Origin of the sequence: Roseateles sp. PN1 (assembly GCF_038419725.1) — a bacterium.
GTDB lineage: Bacteria > Pseudomonadota > Gammaproteobacteria > Burkholderiales > Burkholderiaceae_C > Paucibacter_A.
In genome coordinates this window covers 149,628-166,004 of sequence record NZ_JBCARA010000005.1, presented here as the reverse complement: position 1 = coordinate 166,004, position 16,377 = coordinate 149,628, and the positions used below count along the sequence as shown (strand labels likewise).

The 16,377-nt window shown below is 64.6% G+C and carries 16 protein-coding genes; 11 read left to right on the top strand and 5 right to left on the bottom strand.

The features are described from left to right. Positions 1-37: 37 nt before the first annotated feature. The 3 genes from AABB87_RS10055 to chrA all read left to right on the top strand — a co-directional run bounded on the left by AABB87_RS10055 (position 38) and on the right by chrA (position 3,887). Positions 38-211, top strand: a complete 174-nt coding sequence (locus AABB87_RS10055; RefSeq protein WP_341971102.1) for an oxidoreductase-like domain-containing protein — start codon at positions 38-40, stop codon at positions 209-211. Positions 212-536: 325 nt separating this feature from the next. Next, positions 537-2,417 (top strand): phosphoenolpyruvate carboxykinase (GTP), encoded by a 1,881-nt coding sequence (locus AABB87_RS10050; protein ID WP_341971101.1) that lies wholly within the window; start codon positions 537-539, stop codon positions 2,415-2,417. A gap of 120 nt (positions 2,418-2,537) precedes the next feature. Beyond that, positions 2,538-3,887: a chromate efflux transporter gene (gene chrA / locus AABB87_RS10045; RefSeq protein ID WP_341971270.1), complete on the top strand. Its 1,350-nt coding sequence runs from the start codon at positions 2,538-2,540 to the stop codon at positions 3,885-3,887. Positions 3,888-3,977: 90 nt separating this feature from the next. Here the strand turns inward: chrA and AABB87_RS10040 are convergent, their stop codons facing one another. Next, entirely contained in the window at positions 3,978-4,229 is a 252-nt protein-coding gene (locus tag AABB87_RS10040) for a hypothetical protein (protein WP_058721579.1), read from the bottom strand. A gap of 193 nt (positions 4,230-4,422) precedes the next feature. Here AABB87_RS10040 and AABB87_RS10035 point away from each other — a divergent pair, with 193 nt between their 5' ends. From AABB87_RS10035 to AABB87_RS10020, 4 genes are all read left to right on the top strand, one after another. Beyond that, positions 4,423-5,391: a LysR family transcriptional regulator gene (locus AABB87_RS10035; RefSeq protein WP_341971100.1), complete on the top strand. Its 969-nt coding sequence runs from the start codon at positions 4,423-4,425 to the stop codon at positions 5,389-5,391. Positions 5,392-5,522: 131 nt separating this feature from the next. Then, on the top strand, positions 5,523-6,308 hold the full coding sequence (locus AABB87_RS10030; RefSeq protein ID WP_082680383.1) for a YecA/YgfB family protein: 786 nt from the start codon (positions 5,523-5,525) through the stop codon (positions 6,306-6,308). A 216-nt stretch (positions 6,309-6,524) separates the two neighbouring features. After that, entirely contained in the window at positions 6,525-7,298 is a 774-nt protein-coding gene (locus AABB87_RS10025) for a metallophosphoesterase (RefSeq protein ID WP_341971098.1), read from the top strand. Between the two features lie 80 nt (positions 7,299-7,378). Beyond that, on the top strand, positions 7,379-7,801 hold the full coding sequence (locus AABB87_RS10020; RefSeq protein WP_341971097.1) for a universal stress protein: 423 nt from the start codon (positions 7,379-7,381) through the stop codon (positions 7,799-7,801). A gap of 102 nt (positions 7,802-7,903) precedes the next feature. Here AABB87_RS10020 and AABB87_RS10015 read toward each other — a convergent pair whose 3' ends face one another. Both AABB87_RS10015 and AABB87_RS10010 read right to left on the bottom strand, forming a co-directional pair. After that, positions 7,904-8,131, bottom strand: coding sequence for a hypothetical protein (locus AABB87_RS10015; RefSeq protein WP_156422137.1), 228 nt, complete (start codon positions 8,129-8,131; stop codon positions 7,904-7,906). Positions 8,132-8,344: 213 nt separating this feature from the next. Continuing rightward, positions 8,345-9,271, bottom strand: a complete 927-nt coding sequence (locus AABB87_RS10010; protein WP_058721585.1) for a LysR family transcriptional regulator ArgP — start codon at positions 9,269-9,271, stop codon at positions 8,345-8,347. A gap of 76 nt (positions 9,272-9,347) precedes the next feature. Here AABB87_RS10010 and AABB87_RS10005 point away from each other — a divergent pair, with 76 nt between their 5' ends. From AABB87_RS10005 to AABB87_RS09995, 3 genes are all read left to right on the top strand, one after another. After that, positions 9,348-9,992 carry a LysE/ArgO family amino acid transporter gene (locus AABB87_RS10005; RefSeq protein WP_341971096.1) on the top strand — a complete coding sequence of 215 codons (645 nt, stop codon included), beginning with the start codon at positions 9,348-9,350 and terminating at the stop codon, positions 9,990-9,992. A 17-nt stretch (positions 9,993-10,009) separates the two neighbouring features. Next, entirely contained in the window at positions 10,010-11,284 is a 1,275-nt protein-coding gene (locus AABB87_RS10000; RefSeq protein ID WP_341971095.1) for a D-amino acid dehydrogenase, read from the top strand. 101 nt (positions 11,285-11,385) lie between these two features. Further along, positions 11,386-12,717 carry an Hsp70 family protein gene (locus tag AABB87_RS09995; protein ID WP_341971094.1) on the top strand — a complete coding sequence of 444 codons (1,332 nt, stop codon included), beginning with the start codon at positions 11,386-11,388 and terminating at the stop codon, positions 12,715-12,717. Positions 12,718-12,774: 57 nt separating this feature from the next. Here the strand turns inward: AABB87_RS09995 and AABB87_RS09990 are convergent, their stop codons facing one another. Both AABB87_RS09990 and AABB87_RS09985 read right to left on the bottom strand, forming a co-directional pair. Beyond that, positions 12,775-13,674 carry a YecA/YgfB family protein gene (locus tag AABB87_RS09990; RefSeq protein WP_341971093.1) on the bottom strand — a complete coding sequence of 300 codons (900 nt, stop codon included), beginning with the start codon at positions 13,672-13,674 and terminating at the stop codon, positions 12,775-12,777. A 43-nt stretch (positions 13,675-13,717) separates the two neighbouring features. Beyond that, complete coding sequence (locus tag AABB87_RS09985) at positions 13,718-14,734, bottom strand: LysR family transcriptional regulator (RefSeq protein WP_341971092.1); 1,017 nt, start codon at positions 14,732-14,734, stop codon at positions 13,718-13,720. A 95-nt stretch (positions 14,735-14,829) separates the two neighbouring features. Between AABB87_RS09985 and AABB87_RS09980 the strand changes: the two genes are divergently transcribed. After that, a complete protein-coding gene (locus tag AABB87_RS09980; RefSeq protein WP_341971091.1) occupies positions 14,830-16,344 on the top strand; it encodes a CoA-acylating methylmalonate-semialdehyde dehydrogenase in 1,515 nt (504 codons plus the stop codon). Positions 16,345-16,377 lie beyond the last annotated feature (33 nt).

Below are 16,377 nucleotides of genomic sequence, written 5' to 3'. Positions count from 1 at the left end.
CCTTGGGGAAATCAGCGCTGCGAGACAATCTTGCGCTATGTCTTCCCCCGCCGTATCCGAACCCGATCCCATGCCTTTGCCGCCCCCGCAGCCCGACCTGGACGCCTGCTGCGGCAATGGCTGCGATCCCTGCATCTTTGATCTCTACGACCTGGAGATGGACCGCTACCGCCAGGCCCTGCGGGCATGGCGGGCCCGACATCCGGAGTGACCCGGTCAGCGTCACGTTCGCGCGCGAGCTGTGAGTTCTTGCATAGCTTCATTCGGCAAATGCATAAACCCGGGGTTTCGGCGAGTTACGGCATGGTTACATTGGGGTGACAATCACGTCTGTGCGAGCCCCAACCGGGGCTCGTGCTGCTGCACCAGTCCGAACACCACCCTGCGTCGGCTTTTGCCACATCTCGCCAAAGCCTCCTATCGGGGCCGGCCTGTTGAACGGCATTGGGTCAGGCCCGACCCGCGGCACGCGCCATTAGGTGAGTGCTTGCTACCGAGCTTGACCCAATACTGATTTAACTTTGATTGGGAAAGCTATGAACCAGCCCGTGATGGAAGGCCTGCGCTTGAATGTGCCGGCATACGTGAAACACCAGCGTTTGATCGCCTGGGTGGCCGAAGTCGCCGCGCTCACGCAAGCGCGTGATGTGTACTGGTGCGACGGCAGTCAAGCCGAATACGACCGCCTGTGCGAGCAGTTGGTGGCCGCCGGTACCTTCAAGAAACTCAATCCGGCCCTGCGCCCCAATAGTTTCCTGGCTTGCAGCGACCCCAGCGACGTCGCCCGGGTTGAAGATCGCACCTATATCTGCTCCGCCAAGAAGGAAGACGCCGGCCCGACCAATAACTGGATGGCACCGGCCGAGATGCGCGAACTGCTGCAGACCGGCGACAAGGCGCTGTTCAAGGGCGCCATGAAGGGCCGCACGCTCTACGTTGTGCCCTTCAGCATGGGCCCCATCGGCTCGCCGATCGCCCACATCGGCGTGGAACTGTCCGACAGCCCCTACGTCGCCGTGAATATGCGCACCATGACCCGCATGGGCCGCGCCGTGTTGGACGTGCTGGGTGATGACGGCGTGTTCGTGCCTTGCGTCCACACCGTGGCCGCACCGCTGGAAGCCGGTCAGGCCGATGTGAAGTGGCCTTGCAACCAGACCAAGTACATCGTGCATTTCCCCGAAACGCGCGAGATCTGGTCCTACGGCTCCGGCTACGGCGGCAATGCCTTGCTGGGCAAGAAGTGCTTCGCCCTACGCATTGCTTCCACCATGGGCCGCGACCAAGGTTGGTTGGCCGAGCACATGCTGATCCTGGGCGTGACTTCGCCCGAGGGCAAGAAGTACCACTTCGCGGCAGCCTTCCCCAGCGCTTGCGGCAAGACTAATTTCTCCATGCTGATCCCGCCGGCCGCCTTCGAGGGCTGGAAGGTCACCACCATCGGTGATGACATCGCCTGGATCAAGCCCGCCGCCGATGGCCGCCTCTACGCCATCAACCCGGAAGCGGGCTACTTCGGCGTGGCGCCGGGTACCAACACGCTGACCAACTTCAACTGCATGGCCAGCTTGAACAAGGACGTGATCTTCACCAACGTCGCACTCACCGACGACGGCGATGTGTGGTGGGAAGGCATGACCGACACGCCGCCCGCCCACCTGATCGACTGGCAAGGCAAGGACTGGACGCCCGCCATTGCCAAGGAAACCGGCGCCAAGGCCGCGCACCCGAACGCACGCTTCACCGTCTCGGCCATCAACAACCCGGCGCTGGACTCCGAGTGGGACAACCCCGCCGGCGTGCCCATCGATGCCTTCATCTTCGGCGGCCGCCGCTCGACCACCGTGCCGCTGGTGACCGAGGCCCGCAACTGGGTGGAAGGCGTGTACATGGCTGCCACCATGGGTTCGGAAACAACCGCCGCCGCTGCTGGCCAGCAAGGCGTGGTGCGCCGCGACCCCTTCGCCATGCTGCCCTTCATGGGCTACAACATGTCGGACTACTTCCAGCACTGGCTGGACATGGGCAAGAAGCTGCAAACCCTGTGCGCCACCTCGGGCGCCAAGCTGCCGCAAATCTACTGCGTCAACTGGTTCCGCAAGGGCGCCGATGGCAAGTTCGTCTGGCCTGGCTACGGCGAGAACATGCGCGTGCTGAAGTGGATGCTGGACCGCGTGGAAGGCACTGGCCAGGGCGAGGAACACGCGTTCGGCGTGACACCGCGCTACCAAGACATCAATTGGAACGGCCTGAACTTCAGCCAAGAGCAGTTCAACATCACCACCCATATCGACAAGGCCGCCTGGGCCACCGAAATGAAGCTGCACGATGAGCTGTTTGCCCAGCTGGCCTACCACCTGCCGGTGGAACTGCCCGCCACCAAGGCGCTGATCGAGGCGCGCTTGCAGGCCGAGTAAGGTCCGCTCAGCGCCTGCCGTCGCTTTGCACAGCAGCGGCGGCAAGTAAACCAGCCCGGCCTCGGCCGGGCTTCTTTTTGCTTGTGCGATATTCGCCGGATGTCGAATCTACCGCCCAGCATGGGGGAGGGCGCGAGCGCGCCCGACCCCGTCTCGCTTCGTGAGGCCTTTGTGTTCTGGCTCAAACTGGGCTTTGTTAGCTTCGGCGGGCCGGCTGGGCAGATCGCGCTGATGCACCAGGAACTGGTCGAGCGGCGCCGCTGGATTTCAGAGCGGCGTTTCCTGCATGCGCTCAATTACTGCATGGTCTTGCCCGGCCCGGAGGCGCAGCAGCTGGCCACCTATATTGGCTGGCTGATGCATCGCACGCCCGGCGGGCTGGTGGCGGGCGGGCTTTTCGTGCTGCCGTCCCTGTTCATTCTGATTGCGCTGTCCTGGGTCTATATGGCCTTTGGTCAGCAGCCGGCGGTGGCAGGGGTGTTGTATGGCATCAAACCTGCGGTGACGGCCATCGTGGTGTTCGCCGCCTATCGCATCGGCTCGCGGGCTCTGAAAAATGGCTGGCTGTGGGGCATCGCCGTGGCTGCGTTTGTGGCCATCTTCGCCTTGCAGCTGCCCTTTCCCTTGATCGTTTTGTGCGCGGGCGCCCTCGGGTATTTGGGCGGCCGCTATGCACCAGACAAGTTCGCGGTCGGCGGCGCCCATGGCGCGGCGAAGCTGTCTTATGGCCCCGCCTTGATCGACGACGACACACCCACGCCCGCGCATGTCGTGTTCAGCTGGCGGCATTTCCGCCGCGTGTTGGCCTTCTTTCTGGGGCTATGGTTCTTGGCCATCACGGGCCTGACGCTGGCCTTTGGCTGGGACGCGGTGCTGACGCAGATGGCCTGGTTCTTCACCAAGGCGGCCTTGCTGACTTTTGGCGGTGCGTATGCCGTGCTGCCCTATGTCTACCAAGGTGCGGTGGAGCATTTTCAGTGGCTCAATGCGGCGCAGATGATGGACGGGCTGGCCTTGGGCGAGACCACGCCCGGCCCACTGATCATGGTCGTGGCCTTCGTCGGCTTTGTGGGTGGCTGGAGCCGCGCCTTGTTTGGCCCGGACGCGCTGTTTCTGGCCGGCGCGGTGGCGGCAAGCGTGGTGACCTGTGCCACCTTTTTGCCGTCCTTCATGTTCATCTTGCTGGGCGGCCCTTTCATCGAGACCACGCATGGCAATTTGAAACTCACCGCGCCGCTGACGGGCGTCACCGCGGCGGTGGTGGGCGTGATCGTCAATCTGGCGCTGTTTTTTGCGACCCACGTGCTGTGGCCGCAGGGCCTGGCCGGGCCCTTCGACTGGCGCTCGGCGCTGATCGGCTTGGTGGCCGCCGTGGCCTTGTTTCGCTACCAGGTAGGTGTGATGGCCGTGGTGCTGGGGGCGGCGCTGGCGGGCTTGGCGCTCAGCATGGCCCGCTTGCTGCTTGCTTGAGACGAGCCCGACATTGGCCGGCAACAAGCGGGCCACAAATGCAAAAAGGCCCCTGAGGGCCTTTTTTCTGCGTGAACCGGCCAGCGCGGTTCAGCTGCGGCGGTTGTAAGCGGCGCGCAGTTCGGCGGCGAAGGAAGGCATGCTGGTCTCGTACTCTTGAGCCAGGGCCAGCAGTTCGCGGGAAGCGCGGGCTTCGGAAGCGGCGGCGATACGTGCCTTGACCTTGGCAGCCAGGTTCAACCAGACGCGGGCGCCGATGGCGGCGAAGGAACCGCTGTGGCGGACATTGAAATGCAGGCTGTGGCTCAGGGGACGGCCGAAGGTTTGGGTAGCGACGCTCATGGTATTTCCTAGATTTGGCAGTCGACGCTTCCGTTTTAACCGGTTGGTACCGAGGCGGACTGACTGCAGTGGGTGCTTCTTGTTGAAGCGATGGGTGAATTATGGGGTAAACCCTAGTAATGCCGCCAATGAATTGTTTGAATCCGTTGTATAAACAATTCGCATATCAACGCCTTCACCTCAATTCGGCGCCATGAACTTCCTCAATCTGGATCTGAACCTGCTGCGCGTGTTTGACGCCGTGATGGCCGAGCGCAATCTGACCCGCGCGGCGCAGCGCCTGGCCATGACTCAGCCCGCCGTCAGCCATGCGCTCAAGCGTTTGCGTGAGGCCTTGGGCGAGGAACTCTTCGTGCGCCAGGCCTTTGGCATGAAGCCCACTTCCCGCGCCGAAGGCCTGTGGCCCGAGGTGAGGCTGATCCTCCAGCGCTTGCAAACCCTGTTGGTCCCGGGTGAGTTTCAGCCCGAAAGCGAGGAATACACCTTCCGCATCGCCATGGCCGATGCCACCGCCGCGTTGCTCTTGCCGCCGCTGGTGGCGCAGCTGGAGGAGGCGCGGGCGCTGGCCAATGTGCATGTGTTGCCGCTGACCACCCGCGATCCCCGTGCCTTGCTGGAGCAGGGCGAGGTGGACTTCGCCGTGGGCTACTTTCCCAGTGCGGTGGCGGCGCTGCAGTCGCAGGGCAACCAGGCGGCCATACGCCAGCACCGCCTATACGACAGCGAATACGTCTGCGTGATGCGCCGCGACCACCCCTTGGCCGACTTGCCTTTGGACCTGGACGCTTTTTGCGCGGCCCATCATTTGCTGGTGAGCTTTTCCGGCCGGGCGCATGGTTTTGTGGACCAGGCCCTGAACGCGCTGAACCGCAGCCGCCGCATCGTGCTGACGGTGAATCAGTTCTTCACCGCAGGGCGGGTGGTTTCACAGTCCGACCTGCTGACCGTGTTACCCACCCGATTCATCGAAGCCACCGGCTTTCGCGACAAGCTGCTGGAGCGGCCGCTGCCGGTGCAGCTGTCCAAGGTCAATGTCGACATGCTGTGGCATCTGCGCAGCGAGGCGCGCAGCGCCCAGCGCTGGATGCGCGCTTGTTTGATCGCCGCGGCGGGGCGGGCGCAGTTGCCGGCTGTGGTGGTGGGCAGTTCGCCGCCGGGCTAGTTTGCTGTCGCCCAATTCCGTTTGTTGGCTTCTGCGGTGACAAACTCAGTCAGGCCTGGTTGAAGCGGACATCCGCTTGCAGTTTGCCGCCGCCAATTCCGTTTGTTGGCTTCTGCGGCGACAATTGGCGCATGAGCACCTCCGACCTGACCGAATCCGAATTCGCCGAACTCGACGAATTGCTTGCCAACACGCCCGCGCCGCTGCAGCCGCTGGATGCCTCCATGCTGGACGGCTATCTCTGCGGTGTGCTGGTGCAACCGCGCCTGATCGACATCGATGAGTGGCTTCCCAATATCTTCGATTACGACGGTGGCGTGCTGCCCGAAGAAGTCGACCAAACCTGGCTGGCCCGCATCCGCGAGCTGACCGAGCGCCGCCACACAGCACTCAACAAGGCCATGGTGGAGGACGGCTGGTTCGACCCCGTGGTGCTGGATCTGGACGAGCCGGCTGAGTCTGCAGAAGGTGCCGAGGCGGCTGCTGAGCAAGCGCCGGTCGACGAAGATCCCGAGCAGGCCGAAGCCCGCGCCACCTACAACAGCATGAGCTTGATCTCGCGCACCCTGATGCCCTGGGTCGCTGGCTTCCAGCATGCCGCACTGTGCTTCCCCGAGCTGTCGGAGATGGACAACGATGCCGTGATGGCTGCATTGGCTCGCCTCTACCGCCACCTGCCGGCCGAAACGCCGGAGGAAAAGGAAGTGGTTGCCACCCTGGACCGCGAGCATCCGCTGAAGGACTTGGACGATGCTATCGAAGAGATGGTGGTGACCGTGGCCGACCTGTGTGACCTGACTCAAGAGCAGCGCTATCGCGTCGAAACCCTGCGCCGCGAAGGCCCCAAGCTCGGCCGCAACGACCCTTGCCATTGCGGTTCGGGGCGCAAGTACAAGCAATGCCACGGCGCTAATTAAGACTTTGCGGGACAGACCGCCCGAGCGCAGCGAGTAGCTCTGTCCCCAACTGACTTGGCCTTGCGGGACAGACCGCTCGAGCGCAGCGAGTAGCTCTGTCCCCAACTGACTAGGCCTTGCGGGACAGACGGCCCGAATGCAGCGATTAGTTCCGACCCCAACTGATCTAGCGGGTTCTTGCGGCACCGGCCGCCACCTGAGTCTTCATCCCGCCCCATGCGCCTCCAACTCCTCTCCGACCTCCACCTCGAAACCGAAGCTTTCGAGCCCGAGCCTGCACCGGGCGCGGAGTTGCTGATCCTGGCCGGCGACATCGACAGCGGCTGGCAAGGCCTGCGCCGCTTTCAGAACTGGCCGGTGCCGGTGCTCTTCGTGCCCGGCAATCACGAGTACGACCAGCGCGATTTCGACGCGGCGCGGGCCGGCTTGCAGGCCCTATCGGCCGAGCTGGGCTTCACCTTGCTCGACAACAGCGCTTGCATCCGGCTGGACGATCAAGGCCGTCGCGTGCGCTTTCTGGGCAGCACGCGCTGGAGCGATTTCGATGTCTTCGGCGTGGCCCAGCGCGAGCGCGCCATGCGCGCCGCGGGCTACTTTCAGCGCGTGATGGCGGCCAGCCGCGACGGCCAGTCGTTTGATGCGGCGGCTGTGCGTCAAGAGGCTCTGCGCTGCCGCGACTGGTTGGCCGAGCAGTTGGCGCTGGGTGAGCAAAAAAGCGGCGAGTGGGATGCCACCGTGGTCATCACCCATTTCGCACCTTCGCTGCGCAGTGCCGACCCGCGCTACGGCAAGCAGCCCGGCACGGCCAGCTTCTGCAATGACGACGAAGCCCTGCTGCCCTTGGCGCGCCTGTGGCTGCATGGCCATCTGCATTGCCAGAACGACTACCGCTTGGGTGCAACCCGCGTCATCTGCAATGCCCGAGGACATGCGCGCAAGAACGAGCCCGCGGGCTTTCTGGCAAACGCACACATCGAGGTTTTTGATTGACTAAGGTCAAGCAGAGTGCCGGCTTTACTGTCAAACTTTGACTTGGATTTGTTGAGTACATAACTCTTGGAGCACACACCATGAAGATCTTGATCGCCGTTGATGGCAGCCCATTCACCAAGCGCATGTTGGCCTATCTGGCGGCTCACGACGAATGGTTGAGCGAGACCAATGCCTACACCGTGGTCCATGTGGTGCCGGCCGTGCCACCGCGCGCTGCGGCAGTGCTGGACAAGGAAGTGCTCAAGGGCTACTACGCCGACGAAGGCGAGAAGGTGCTCAAGACCTTGCGCACGTTCTTCGCTCGCAAGAAGGTCAAGGTCGAGTACGTCAACAAGGTTGGCCCGGCCGCCGATGTGATCGCCAGCACCGCTGACAAGGGCGACTTCGACCTGCTGGTCCTGGGCTCGCACGGCCATGGCGCGCTGGGCAATCTGGTGATGGGCTCGGTGGCCACCAAGGTGATGGCGAACTGCCGCGTGCCCACCTTGCTGGTGCGCTGAGCTGAATTTGCTTGCGGCCTAGGCCATCTGGCTAGGCGCCAAGAAAACGATGGGCCGCGTTTTGCGGCCCATTTTTTTTGGGCGTGCCGCTGAGGGGGGGCTTCAGTTGCTGCGTCTGGACAGCCAGGCCAGCGGTGACTCTAGATGGCCGCCATTGCCAGCGGCCGCGCGCTGGGATTCCAGCTCCATCGGGGGCTGACTGCTGCGGAAATCATCGCTGCCGTCCAGGCTGGCTTCCATGCCGAAGGCCGTGCCCATATCGGCCGGGTCTTGCTCCAGGGGCGTGGCGGGGCTGCGGCGGAAAAAGCGCAATGCAGGTGCAAATCGCATATCAAACCTCGCTTGTCTCTTCGTGTGGGCCGAATCAGATGGCGGCTTCGAGGCTGCTACTTAGGCGCTGCGTTCTTGTGCTTTCAGTGTGCGGCAGGCGCGCGAAAAACGAACCCCCAAACTGGGGGTAAATATGTACTTAGTTGGGAAAAGGTGACTGTTGTCACGGCCGGGGCTGACCGGCGGCGGCCGCACTTGGCGCGCACGCCACAGTCAGGCCAGTGCCAGCTTGGCGCCGGCCGCCAGGGCTTGGCCGATCTGATCCAGCAAGGCCACGCGGGCCGGCGCGGCGGTCTGCTCGGTCAGCAGCTTCCACTGGTGCCAGTAGAGCGTCACATCGACGCTGATCTCGGGCCGCAGCACTTGCAGCTCACCGCTCTGGATCAGCGGGCGCACTTGCAGCTCCGGCGCCACGCCGACGCCCCAACCCATGCACACCGCCCGCACATAGGCCTCGCTGGACGGCACATAGCGTTCTTGCAGGCGCGGCTGGCGCACGCCGAAGGCCTTGCTGACCCACAGGGCCTGGCTGTCGTCTTTGCGGTTGAACACCAAGAAGGGCGTGCTGGCGAAATTGCCTTCGAATAGGCCCTGGGGCAGGCGTTTGGCGCAAAAGGCGGGGCTGGCCACGGCCACATAGCGCATCACCCCCAGGGTTTGCACCGCGCAGCCACGCAGGGCCTGGCGCACGGTGCTGACGCAGCCCAGCACTTCGCCCTGGCGCAGCCAGTCGTGGGTGAAGTCCTGATCGTCCACCACCAGCTCCAGGCCGAAGCCCTGGTTCAGGCCGTCTTGCACCACCCGGTCCAGGGCCGGCAGCACCCAGGTGGCCAGGCTGTCGGCGTTAACGGCGATGGCAATGCGCTCGTCCATGGCCACTCGGCTGCCCAGTTCGCGGGCCATATCGGTGCGCATGGCTTGCAGCTGGCGGGCGTAGCGCAGCAGCACTTTGCCGGGCTCGCTCAGGCGCAAGGGGCGCGAGCGCACCACCAGCAACTGGCCTACCTGCGACTCCAGGCTGCGCAGGCGCTGCGAGACGGCGCTTTGGGTGATGGCCAGGCGCTGGGCGGCGCGCTCGAAGCTGCGTTCATCCGCCAGGGCGGTGAGGCAATCGAGGCTGGCGAGATCGAGGTCTTTCATTAGTGTGCCTAATGTGTGCCGAGAAATATGAATCCTACTTCTAGTTTGCCGGCTTCCTGTAGACAATCCGCGCCCAATGAGCCTCACTCCCGACAGCGCTGCCGCAATGACCCAAGGTTGGCTGACGGGCGCCGGCTTGATCATGGCCATCGGCGCGCAAAACGCGCTGGTGCTGCGCCAAGGCTTGTTGCGCCGCCATGTGGCGCCGGTGGTGCTGTTTTGCAGCTTGTCGGATGTGATCTTGATCGCCCTGGGCTTGTTCGGCCTGGGCACGCTGATTGCTTCCAGCCCGCTCCTGCTGAACGTCTTTCGCTGGGGCGGTGCGGCCTTCTTGCTGCTGTATGGCTTGAAGGCAGCGCAGCGTGCCTGGGTGGGCGCGGGCAGCTTGCAGGCGCAGGCCAGCGGCACGGATTTGCGCGCCACTTTGCTCAGCGCTGCGGCCATGACATTTCTGAATCCCCATGTCTATTTGGACACAGTGCTGCTCTTGGGTACTGTCGGCGCGCAATTTGCCGATGTTGCTGGTGTTGACCTACGCTGGGCTTTTGGCCTGGGCGCGGGCCTGGCCTCGGTGATGTGGTTTTCCTTGCTGGGTTTCGGGGCTGCTGCGGCGGCGCCCATGCTCAGCAAGCCTTGGGTGTGGCGGGCCATTGATGGCGCCGTTGCCCTGCTGATGTGGTTTTTGGGTTTTCAACTATTGCTGGGCCCGCTGGGGGCCTGACGCATGGAGTTCAGACAATGAAAGTCGTCGTACTTGGAGCCGGCATCATCGGCGTTTGCACCGCCTGGTATTTGCTGGAGCAGGGCCATGAGGTGACGGTGGTGGACCGTCAGAAAGACGCCGCGCTGGAAACCAGCTTTGCCAACGGCGCGCAGATCTCGGTCAGCTTCTGCGAACCCTGGGCCAATGCCGGTGCGCCTTTCAAGGTGGCCAAGTGGCTGTTGCGCGATGACTCGCCGCTGCTGTTCCGCCCCAGCCTGGATCCCAAGCAATGGATCTGGGGCCTGAGCTTTCTGACCCAGTGCACCAGCGCCGCTTTCGAGCGCAATGTCGAGCAATTGGTGCAACTGGGCCGCTACAGCCACGCCGCCCTGAAGGACTTGGTCGGGCAGACCGGCATCGAGTACGAGCGCCTGGAGCGCGGCATCTTGCACTTCTTCTCCTCGCAAGCCGACTTTGACAACGGCGTGGCCGGTGCCGAAATCATGCGCCGCCACGGTGTGGACCGCCGCGTGCTGAGCCGCGAAGAAGTGCTGAAGGTGGAGCCCGCCCTGGCCAGCTTCGGCGCCAATATCTTCGGCGGCACCTTCACGCCCAGCGATGAATCGGGTGATGCCTGCGTGTTCACCCAGAAGCTGGCGCTGCTGTGCCAGCAGCGTGGTGCCAAGTTCCTGTGGGAACACGAGGTGCTGCAGCTGTCGCGCACGGGCTCCACCATCGACCAGGTGCAGATCGCGAGTGTGCGCAGCGGCGCCAAGCAAGACTTGAAGGCCGACGCCTTTGTCGCCGCCATGGGTTCTTACACCCCGGCCCTGGTCAAGCCGCTGGGCGAATTCCTCAATATCTACCCCGCCAAGGGCTATTCCGCCACCTTGAAGCTGAAGAAGCCCGAGCAGGCCAGCGTGGTGAGCTTGCTGGACGACACGCGCAAGATCGCCATCTCGCGCCTGGGCGACAGCATTCGCATTGCCGGCACGGCCGAGCTGTGCGGTTTTGACAACGACCTCGACCGCCCCACCTCGCGCACCCGTTGCGCCGCGCTGGTGCGCCGTTATGAGGAGCTGTTCCCTGGCGTGGCCGATCTGAGCGAGCCCAATTACTGGACCGGCCTGCGCCCCAGCACGCCGACCAACATCCCCTACATCGGCCGCAGCCGCAAGGCCAGCAATCTGTGGATCAATGCCGGCCACGGCACTTTGGGCTGGACCCATGGCGCCGGTTCCGGCCTCGCCATGGCCGAGCTGATGGCCGGCCGCAAGCCCGCGATGGATTTCGGCTGCTACGGGGTCTAAGTCCGCGCACGGGGACTTGATCGCCCTTGCCTTGAGTGAGGGGCAAGGGCGGAAGAAGGGCGCGCCCGGTACAATCCGCGCCCCTTCTGTTCGCGGTCCCCATGAGCTCCTCCATCCCCCATTCGGCCAGTTTTTGCGCCATCGACTTTGGCACGTCCAACTCGGCGATTGCCATTCCCCGTCGCCATACCGGTGACGGCAAGGCCGCCATGGACCTGGTGGAGCTGGAGCCCGGCCACCTGACCATGCCCACGGCGGTGTTCTATTTCGTCGAAGGCCGCCACGACGCCGACGGCCCGCCGCGCGCCTTTGGCCGCGCCGCGGTGGCCGCCTATGTGGAAGGCAGCGACGGCCGCCTGATGCGCTCGATGAAGAGCATTCTGGGCTCGGGCCTGATCGACCAAACCACCGATGTGGGCGGCGGCCGTGGCATCAAATACGTCGACATCCTGGCCGGCTACCTCAAGCGCCTGCGCAGCAAGGCGCTGGCTGCCGGCGCGGAGGCGCCGCTGAACAAGGTGGTGCTAGGCCGGCCGGTGTTCTTTGTGGATGGCGAGCCGGCGCGTGACGCCGCTGCGCAGAAGTCGCTGGAAGGCGCGGCTCATGCCGCCGGCTTTGATGAAGTGCATTTCCAGTTTGAGCCCATCGCGGCCGCGTTCGACTTTGAAAGCCAGGCCACCGAGGAGCAAATCGTTCTGGTGGCCGACATCGGCGGCGGCACCTCGGACTTTTCCGTCGTGCGCGTTGGCCCGCAGCGCATGCAGCGCCTGGATCGCCGCGACGACATCTTGGCCAACCACGGCGTGCACATCGCCGGCACCGACTTTGATCGGCACGTCGAACTGGCCAGCATCTTGCGTGAGTTCGGCTACCGCAGCCACGGCCCCGAGCGCCCGGGCTCGCCAGCGCGTGAAGTGCCCAGCGGCGTCTACTTTGACCTCGCCACCTGGCATTTGATCAACACCGTTTACAGCCCCGGCCGCGTGGCCGAGTTGCGCAGCATGCGCAGCTTCTACGGCAATGTGCAGCATCACCAGCGCCTGATGACGGTGGTGGAAGACCATCTGGGCCATGAACTGGCGGCGCGTGCCGAGGGCGCCAAGATCGCGGTCTCGGGCGGTGGCGACACGGTGATCGACCTCGGCATCGTCGAGAACGGCTTGCAGATCGAGCTGTCGGAAACCGTGGCCGTGGCGGCGCTGGACGCCGACATCAACCGCATCGTGCAATGCGGCCGCGAAACCGTGGCCATGGCGGGCCTGAAGCCGGAGCAGATCAACGCGCTCTACTTCACCGGCGGCTCCACCGGCCTGCGTTTGTTGGCCGAGCGCATCGCCGCCGACTACCCGCAAGCCACCCTGGTGCGCGGCGACCGCTTTGCTTCGGTGGCCACGGGCCTGGGCTTGCACGCGGCGCGCTTGTTCGCGCGTTGATCAGAGGTACTGAAGCCCGGTATCACGGGCTTACGGGTTCAGCTGCTCAATAAGGGCTCAATAACGGCCGCGTGGCGGCGGCCCGCGCCGGGCTGGCGGGCGCTGTGGCGCCGCGGGCCGGGCTTGCGGCCGCGACACATCGGCCAGCATCAGGCAGGCGCTGACGAGGCTTTCCACCGCCTCGCTGACGTCTTTCGGCGGCTCCAGCGTTTCAATCTCTTCCAGCAAGTCGTCGGCGTCTTCCAGATCCTCGGGATCCAGGTGCATGAAGATCGCGGCCAGGGGTTCCAGCAAATCGGCCGCATCCTCGCGCAGCAGATCGGGGAAGACATCGGTGGCCAGGGCAAAACCGGCCACCCAGGAGAACAGCACTTCCGAGGGGTTGGCGTCGTCGTCGGCCTCTTCGTCTTCCTCATCGAATGCCAGCTCGAACACCCAGGGGTCGAACCACTGGCGATCGACGATGGCCTGGTTGAGTTCCTGGTAGCGGCGCTTGACCAGATTCATCAACACGCGGCTGTCAAAGCCGGCCGGCGCGGCGCGGCCTTCGCTGTCCAGCACATAGCGGCCCCACTGAAAGGCCGGCACGGCCTTGGGCTGCAGCAGCACGCCGACCAAATAGCCGTCCAGCATGCTGATGTCCAGCGGCTCCAGCGGTGCGGGCACGCGGTCCAGCAAGTCTTCCAACTGCGCCATCTCGCTTTCATTGAGCGGCAGCAGGGGCGCCTTGGGTGTGGGGGCGGCGGCAGGCTTGGCGGCGGCGCCACTGGGTTTCGCACCTGGTCGTGAATCTGGCCGTGAATCCGGCCGGGCACCTGGGCGCTCACTCTGGCGCTCACCTTGACGTGCACCTTGGCGCGCGCCCGGATGTGAGGCGGGGCCAGGGCCGCTGCGGCCACCGGGCCTTGCAGCGGCCGGGCGGGAGGAAGAGGGGCGAGGGGGCTTGGAGGTGCTCATGGCGGTATTGTCCCGCCGTTTGGGTGTGTGGGGCTTGATGTGTTCAGCCGCTGTGTCCCTTCGATGCGGCGCCCTTGCCCACTTCAGGCCCAAACCCCGCCTTCATGTTTTTTGCCAGATGTTCGATCAAGAGCTTGACCGGCCTGGGCGTGGTGTTGCTCCAGGGGTGAATGGCGTAAATCGCCTCGCCGAAAAAGCCGACCGGCCGCCAGTCGCTGAGCACCTCGACCAAGCGGCCGTCGCGCAGCGCGGGGCCGACGGTGAAGTCCGGCAATAGGGTCAGGCCTTGATGGGCGAGGGCGGCCTCGCGCAGGATCTCGCTATTGCCGGCGCGCAGCGGCCCCTGCACCGGCACGCGCTGGCGCTGCGGCTCGGCGCTTGCACCGGCGTCGCTGGCGCGTTCGAACAGCCAAGCGGCCGGCCCGGGGCGCAGATAAGCCAGGCAGGCGTGCTGGGCCAGCTCTTGCGGATGGCTGGGCGCGCCATGCGCCTGCAGATAGCTGGGGCTGGCCACCAGCAGGGCGCGTGAGGCGCAGAGCTTGAAGGCCACATGGGTGTCGGGCGGCGCGCTGGTGTGGCGGATCGCCAGGTCAAAGCCTTCTTGCGCCAGCGGCACCAGGCGGTCGCTCAGGTCCAACTCCACCTGAATCTCGGGGTACTGCTGGAAAAAGCTCAGCAGCAGAGGCGCCACATGCTGGCGGCCCAGCGCCACCGGTGCGGTGATGCGCAAGAGTCCGCGCGCCTGGCCCACGGAGTCACGCGCCGCGCCCAGGGTGCGGGTGATGTGGGCAAAGCTGGCCTCGGTTTCGGCCACCAACTCCCGGCCGGCTTCGCTGAGCCGCACCGAGCGGGTGGTGCGCGCCACCAGGGTCTGGCCCATGGCGCGCTCCAGCTCGCTGATGCGCTGGCTGACCGCCGCTTTCGACAAGCCCAGTCTTTGCGCGGCCTTGGTGAAGCTGCCCAACTGGGCAATCACGGTGAGCGCATGGAGCTGGCCCCACAAGACATCGTGGCGGAATTCGGAGGCCTTGGTGGCTTTGTTGAGCTTGTCGGCTTTCATGATTGTTCATGATATCGAACAATCAAATCGGCGAAATGGGATTGGCAGCGCGGCGCGAGCTGCCTAGACTCTGTCCAAGCTCAAGGAGACCTGTCATGCCCACCCCTTACACCAGTACCGCTGACCTGACCCACTTCATCAGCGGCCAAGCCCAAGCCGCCACTTCCGGCCGTAGCCAGGCTGTGTTCAACCCGACCACGGGCGCCGTGGCGCGCCAGGTTCAGCTGGCCAGCATGGATGATGTCAACGCGGCTGTGGCTGGCGCGCTGGCCGCCTTCCCGGCCTGGGCCGATGCGCCGCCGCTGCGCCGCGCCCGCGTGATGTTCAAGTTCCTGGAATTGCTGAATCAGAACAAGGAAGTGCTGGCCGCCATGATCACGGCCGAGCATGGCAAGGTCTTCACCGACGCGCTGGGCGAGGTGGCTCGTGGCATCGACATCGTCGAGTTCGCCTGCGGCGCGCCGCAGCTGCTCAAGGGTGATTTCACCGACCAGGTCTCCACCGGCATGGACAACTGGACCCTGCGCCAGCCCCTGGGCGTGGTGGCGGGCGTGACGCCTTTCAACTTCCCCTTCATGGTGCCGATGTGGATGGCGCCCATGGCCATCGTCACCGGCAATTGCTTCATCTTGAAGCCCAGCGAGCGTGATCCTTCGCCCAGCTTGTTCGTGGCTGAATTGTTCAAGCAGGCTGGCCTGCCGGATGGCGTGTTCAGCGTCGTGCAGGGCGACAAGCTGGCGGTGGACGGGCTTTTGAATCACCCCGATGTGAAGGCGCTGAGCTTTGTGGGCTCCACCCCCATCGCCCAATACATCTACGAGACCGGCGCCAAGAACGGCAAGCGCGTGCAAGCCCTGGGCGGCGCCAAGAACCATATGGTGGTGATGCCTGACGCCGACATCGAGCAGACCGTGGACGCCCTGATCGGCGCGGCCTACGGCTCGGCCGGTGAGCGCTGCATGGCCATTTCGGTGGCAGTGCTGGTGGGCGATGTGGCCGACAAGATCGTGCCCAAGCTGGCCGAGCGTGCCCGCGCTTTGAAGATCAAGAACGGCATGGAACTCGATGCCGAGATGGGCCCCATCGTCACCCGCGAAGCGCGTGATCGCATCGAGGGCTATATCGGCACCGGCGTTGAAGAAGGCGCGCAGTTGTTGGTTGATGGCCGCGGCCACAAGGTGGCGGGTTTTGAAGACGGCTTCTTCACCGGCGGCACTTTGTTTGACCATGTCACGCCTGAGATGCGCATCTACAAGGAAGAAATCTTCGGCCCGGTGCTGGCTTGCGTGCGCGTGGCTGACTTTGCGCAGGCGGTGGACCTGGTCAACGCCCATGAGTTCGGCAATGGCGTGGCCTGCTACACCAGCGACGGCAATGTCGCGCGTGAATTCGCGCGCCGCATCCAGGTCGGCATGGTGGGCATCAATGTGCCGATTCCTGTGCCGATGGCCTGGCATGGCTTCGGCGGCTGGAAGAAGAGCCTGTTCGGCGATATGCATGCCTACGGCGAAGAGGGCGTGCGCTTCTACACCAAGCAAAAGAGCGTAATGCAACGCTGGCCCGCCAGCGTGGCCAAGGGCGCTGAGTTTGTGATGCCGCAGAGCCGCTGAAGGCTTGCTGATCGCTGGGGGCGGCTGCCCGCT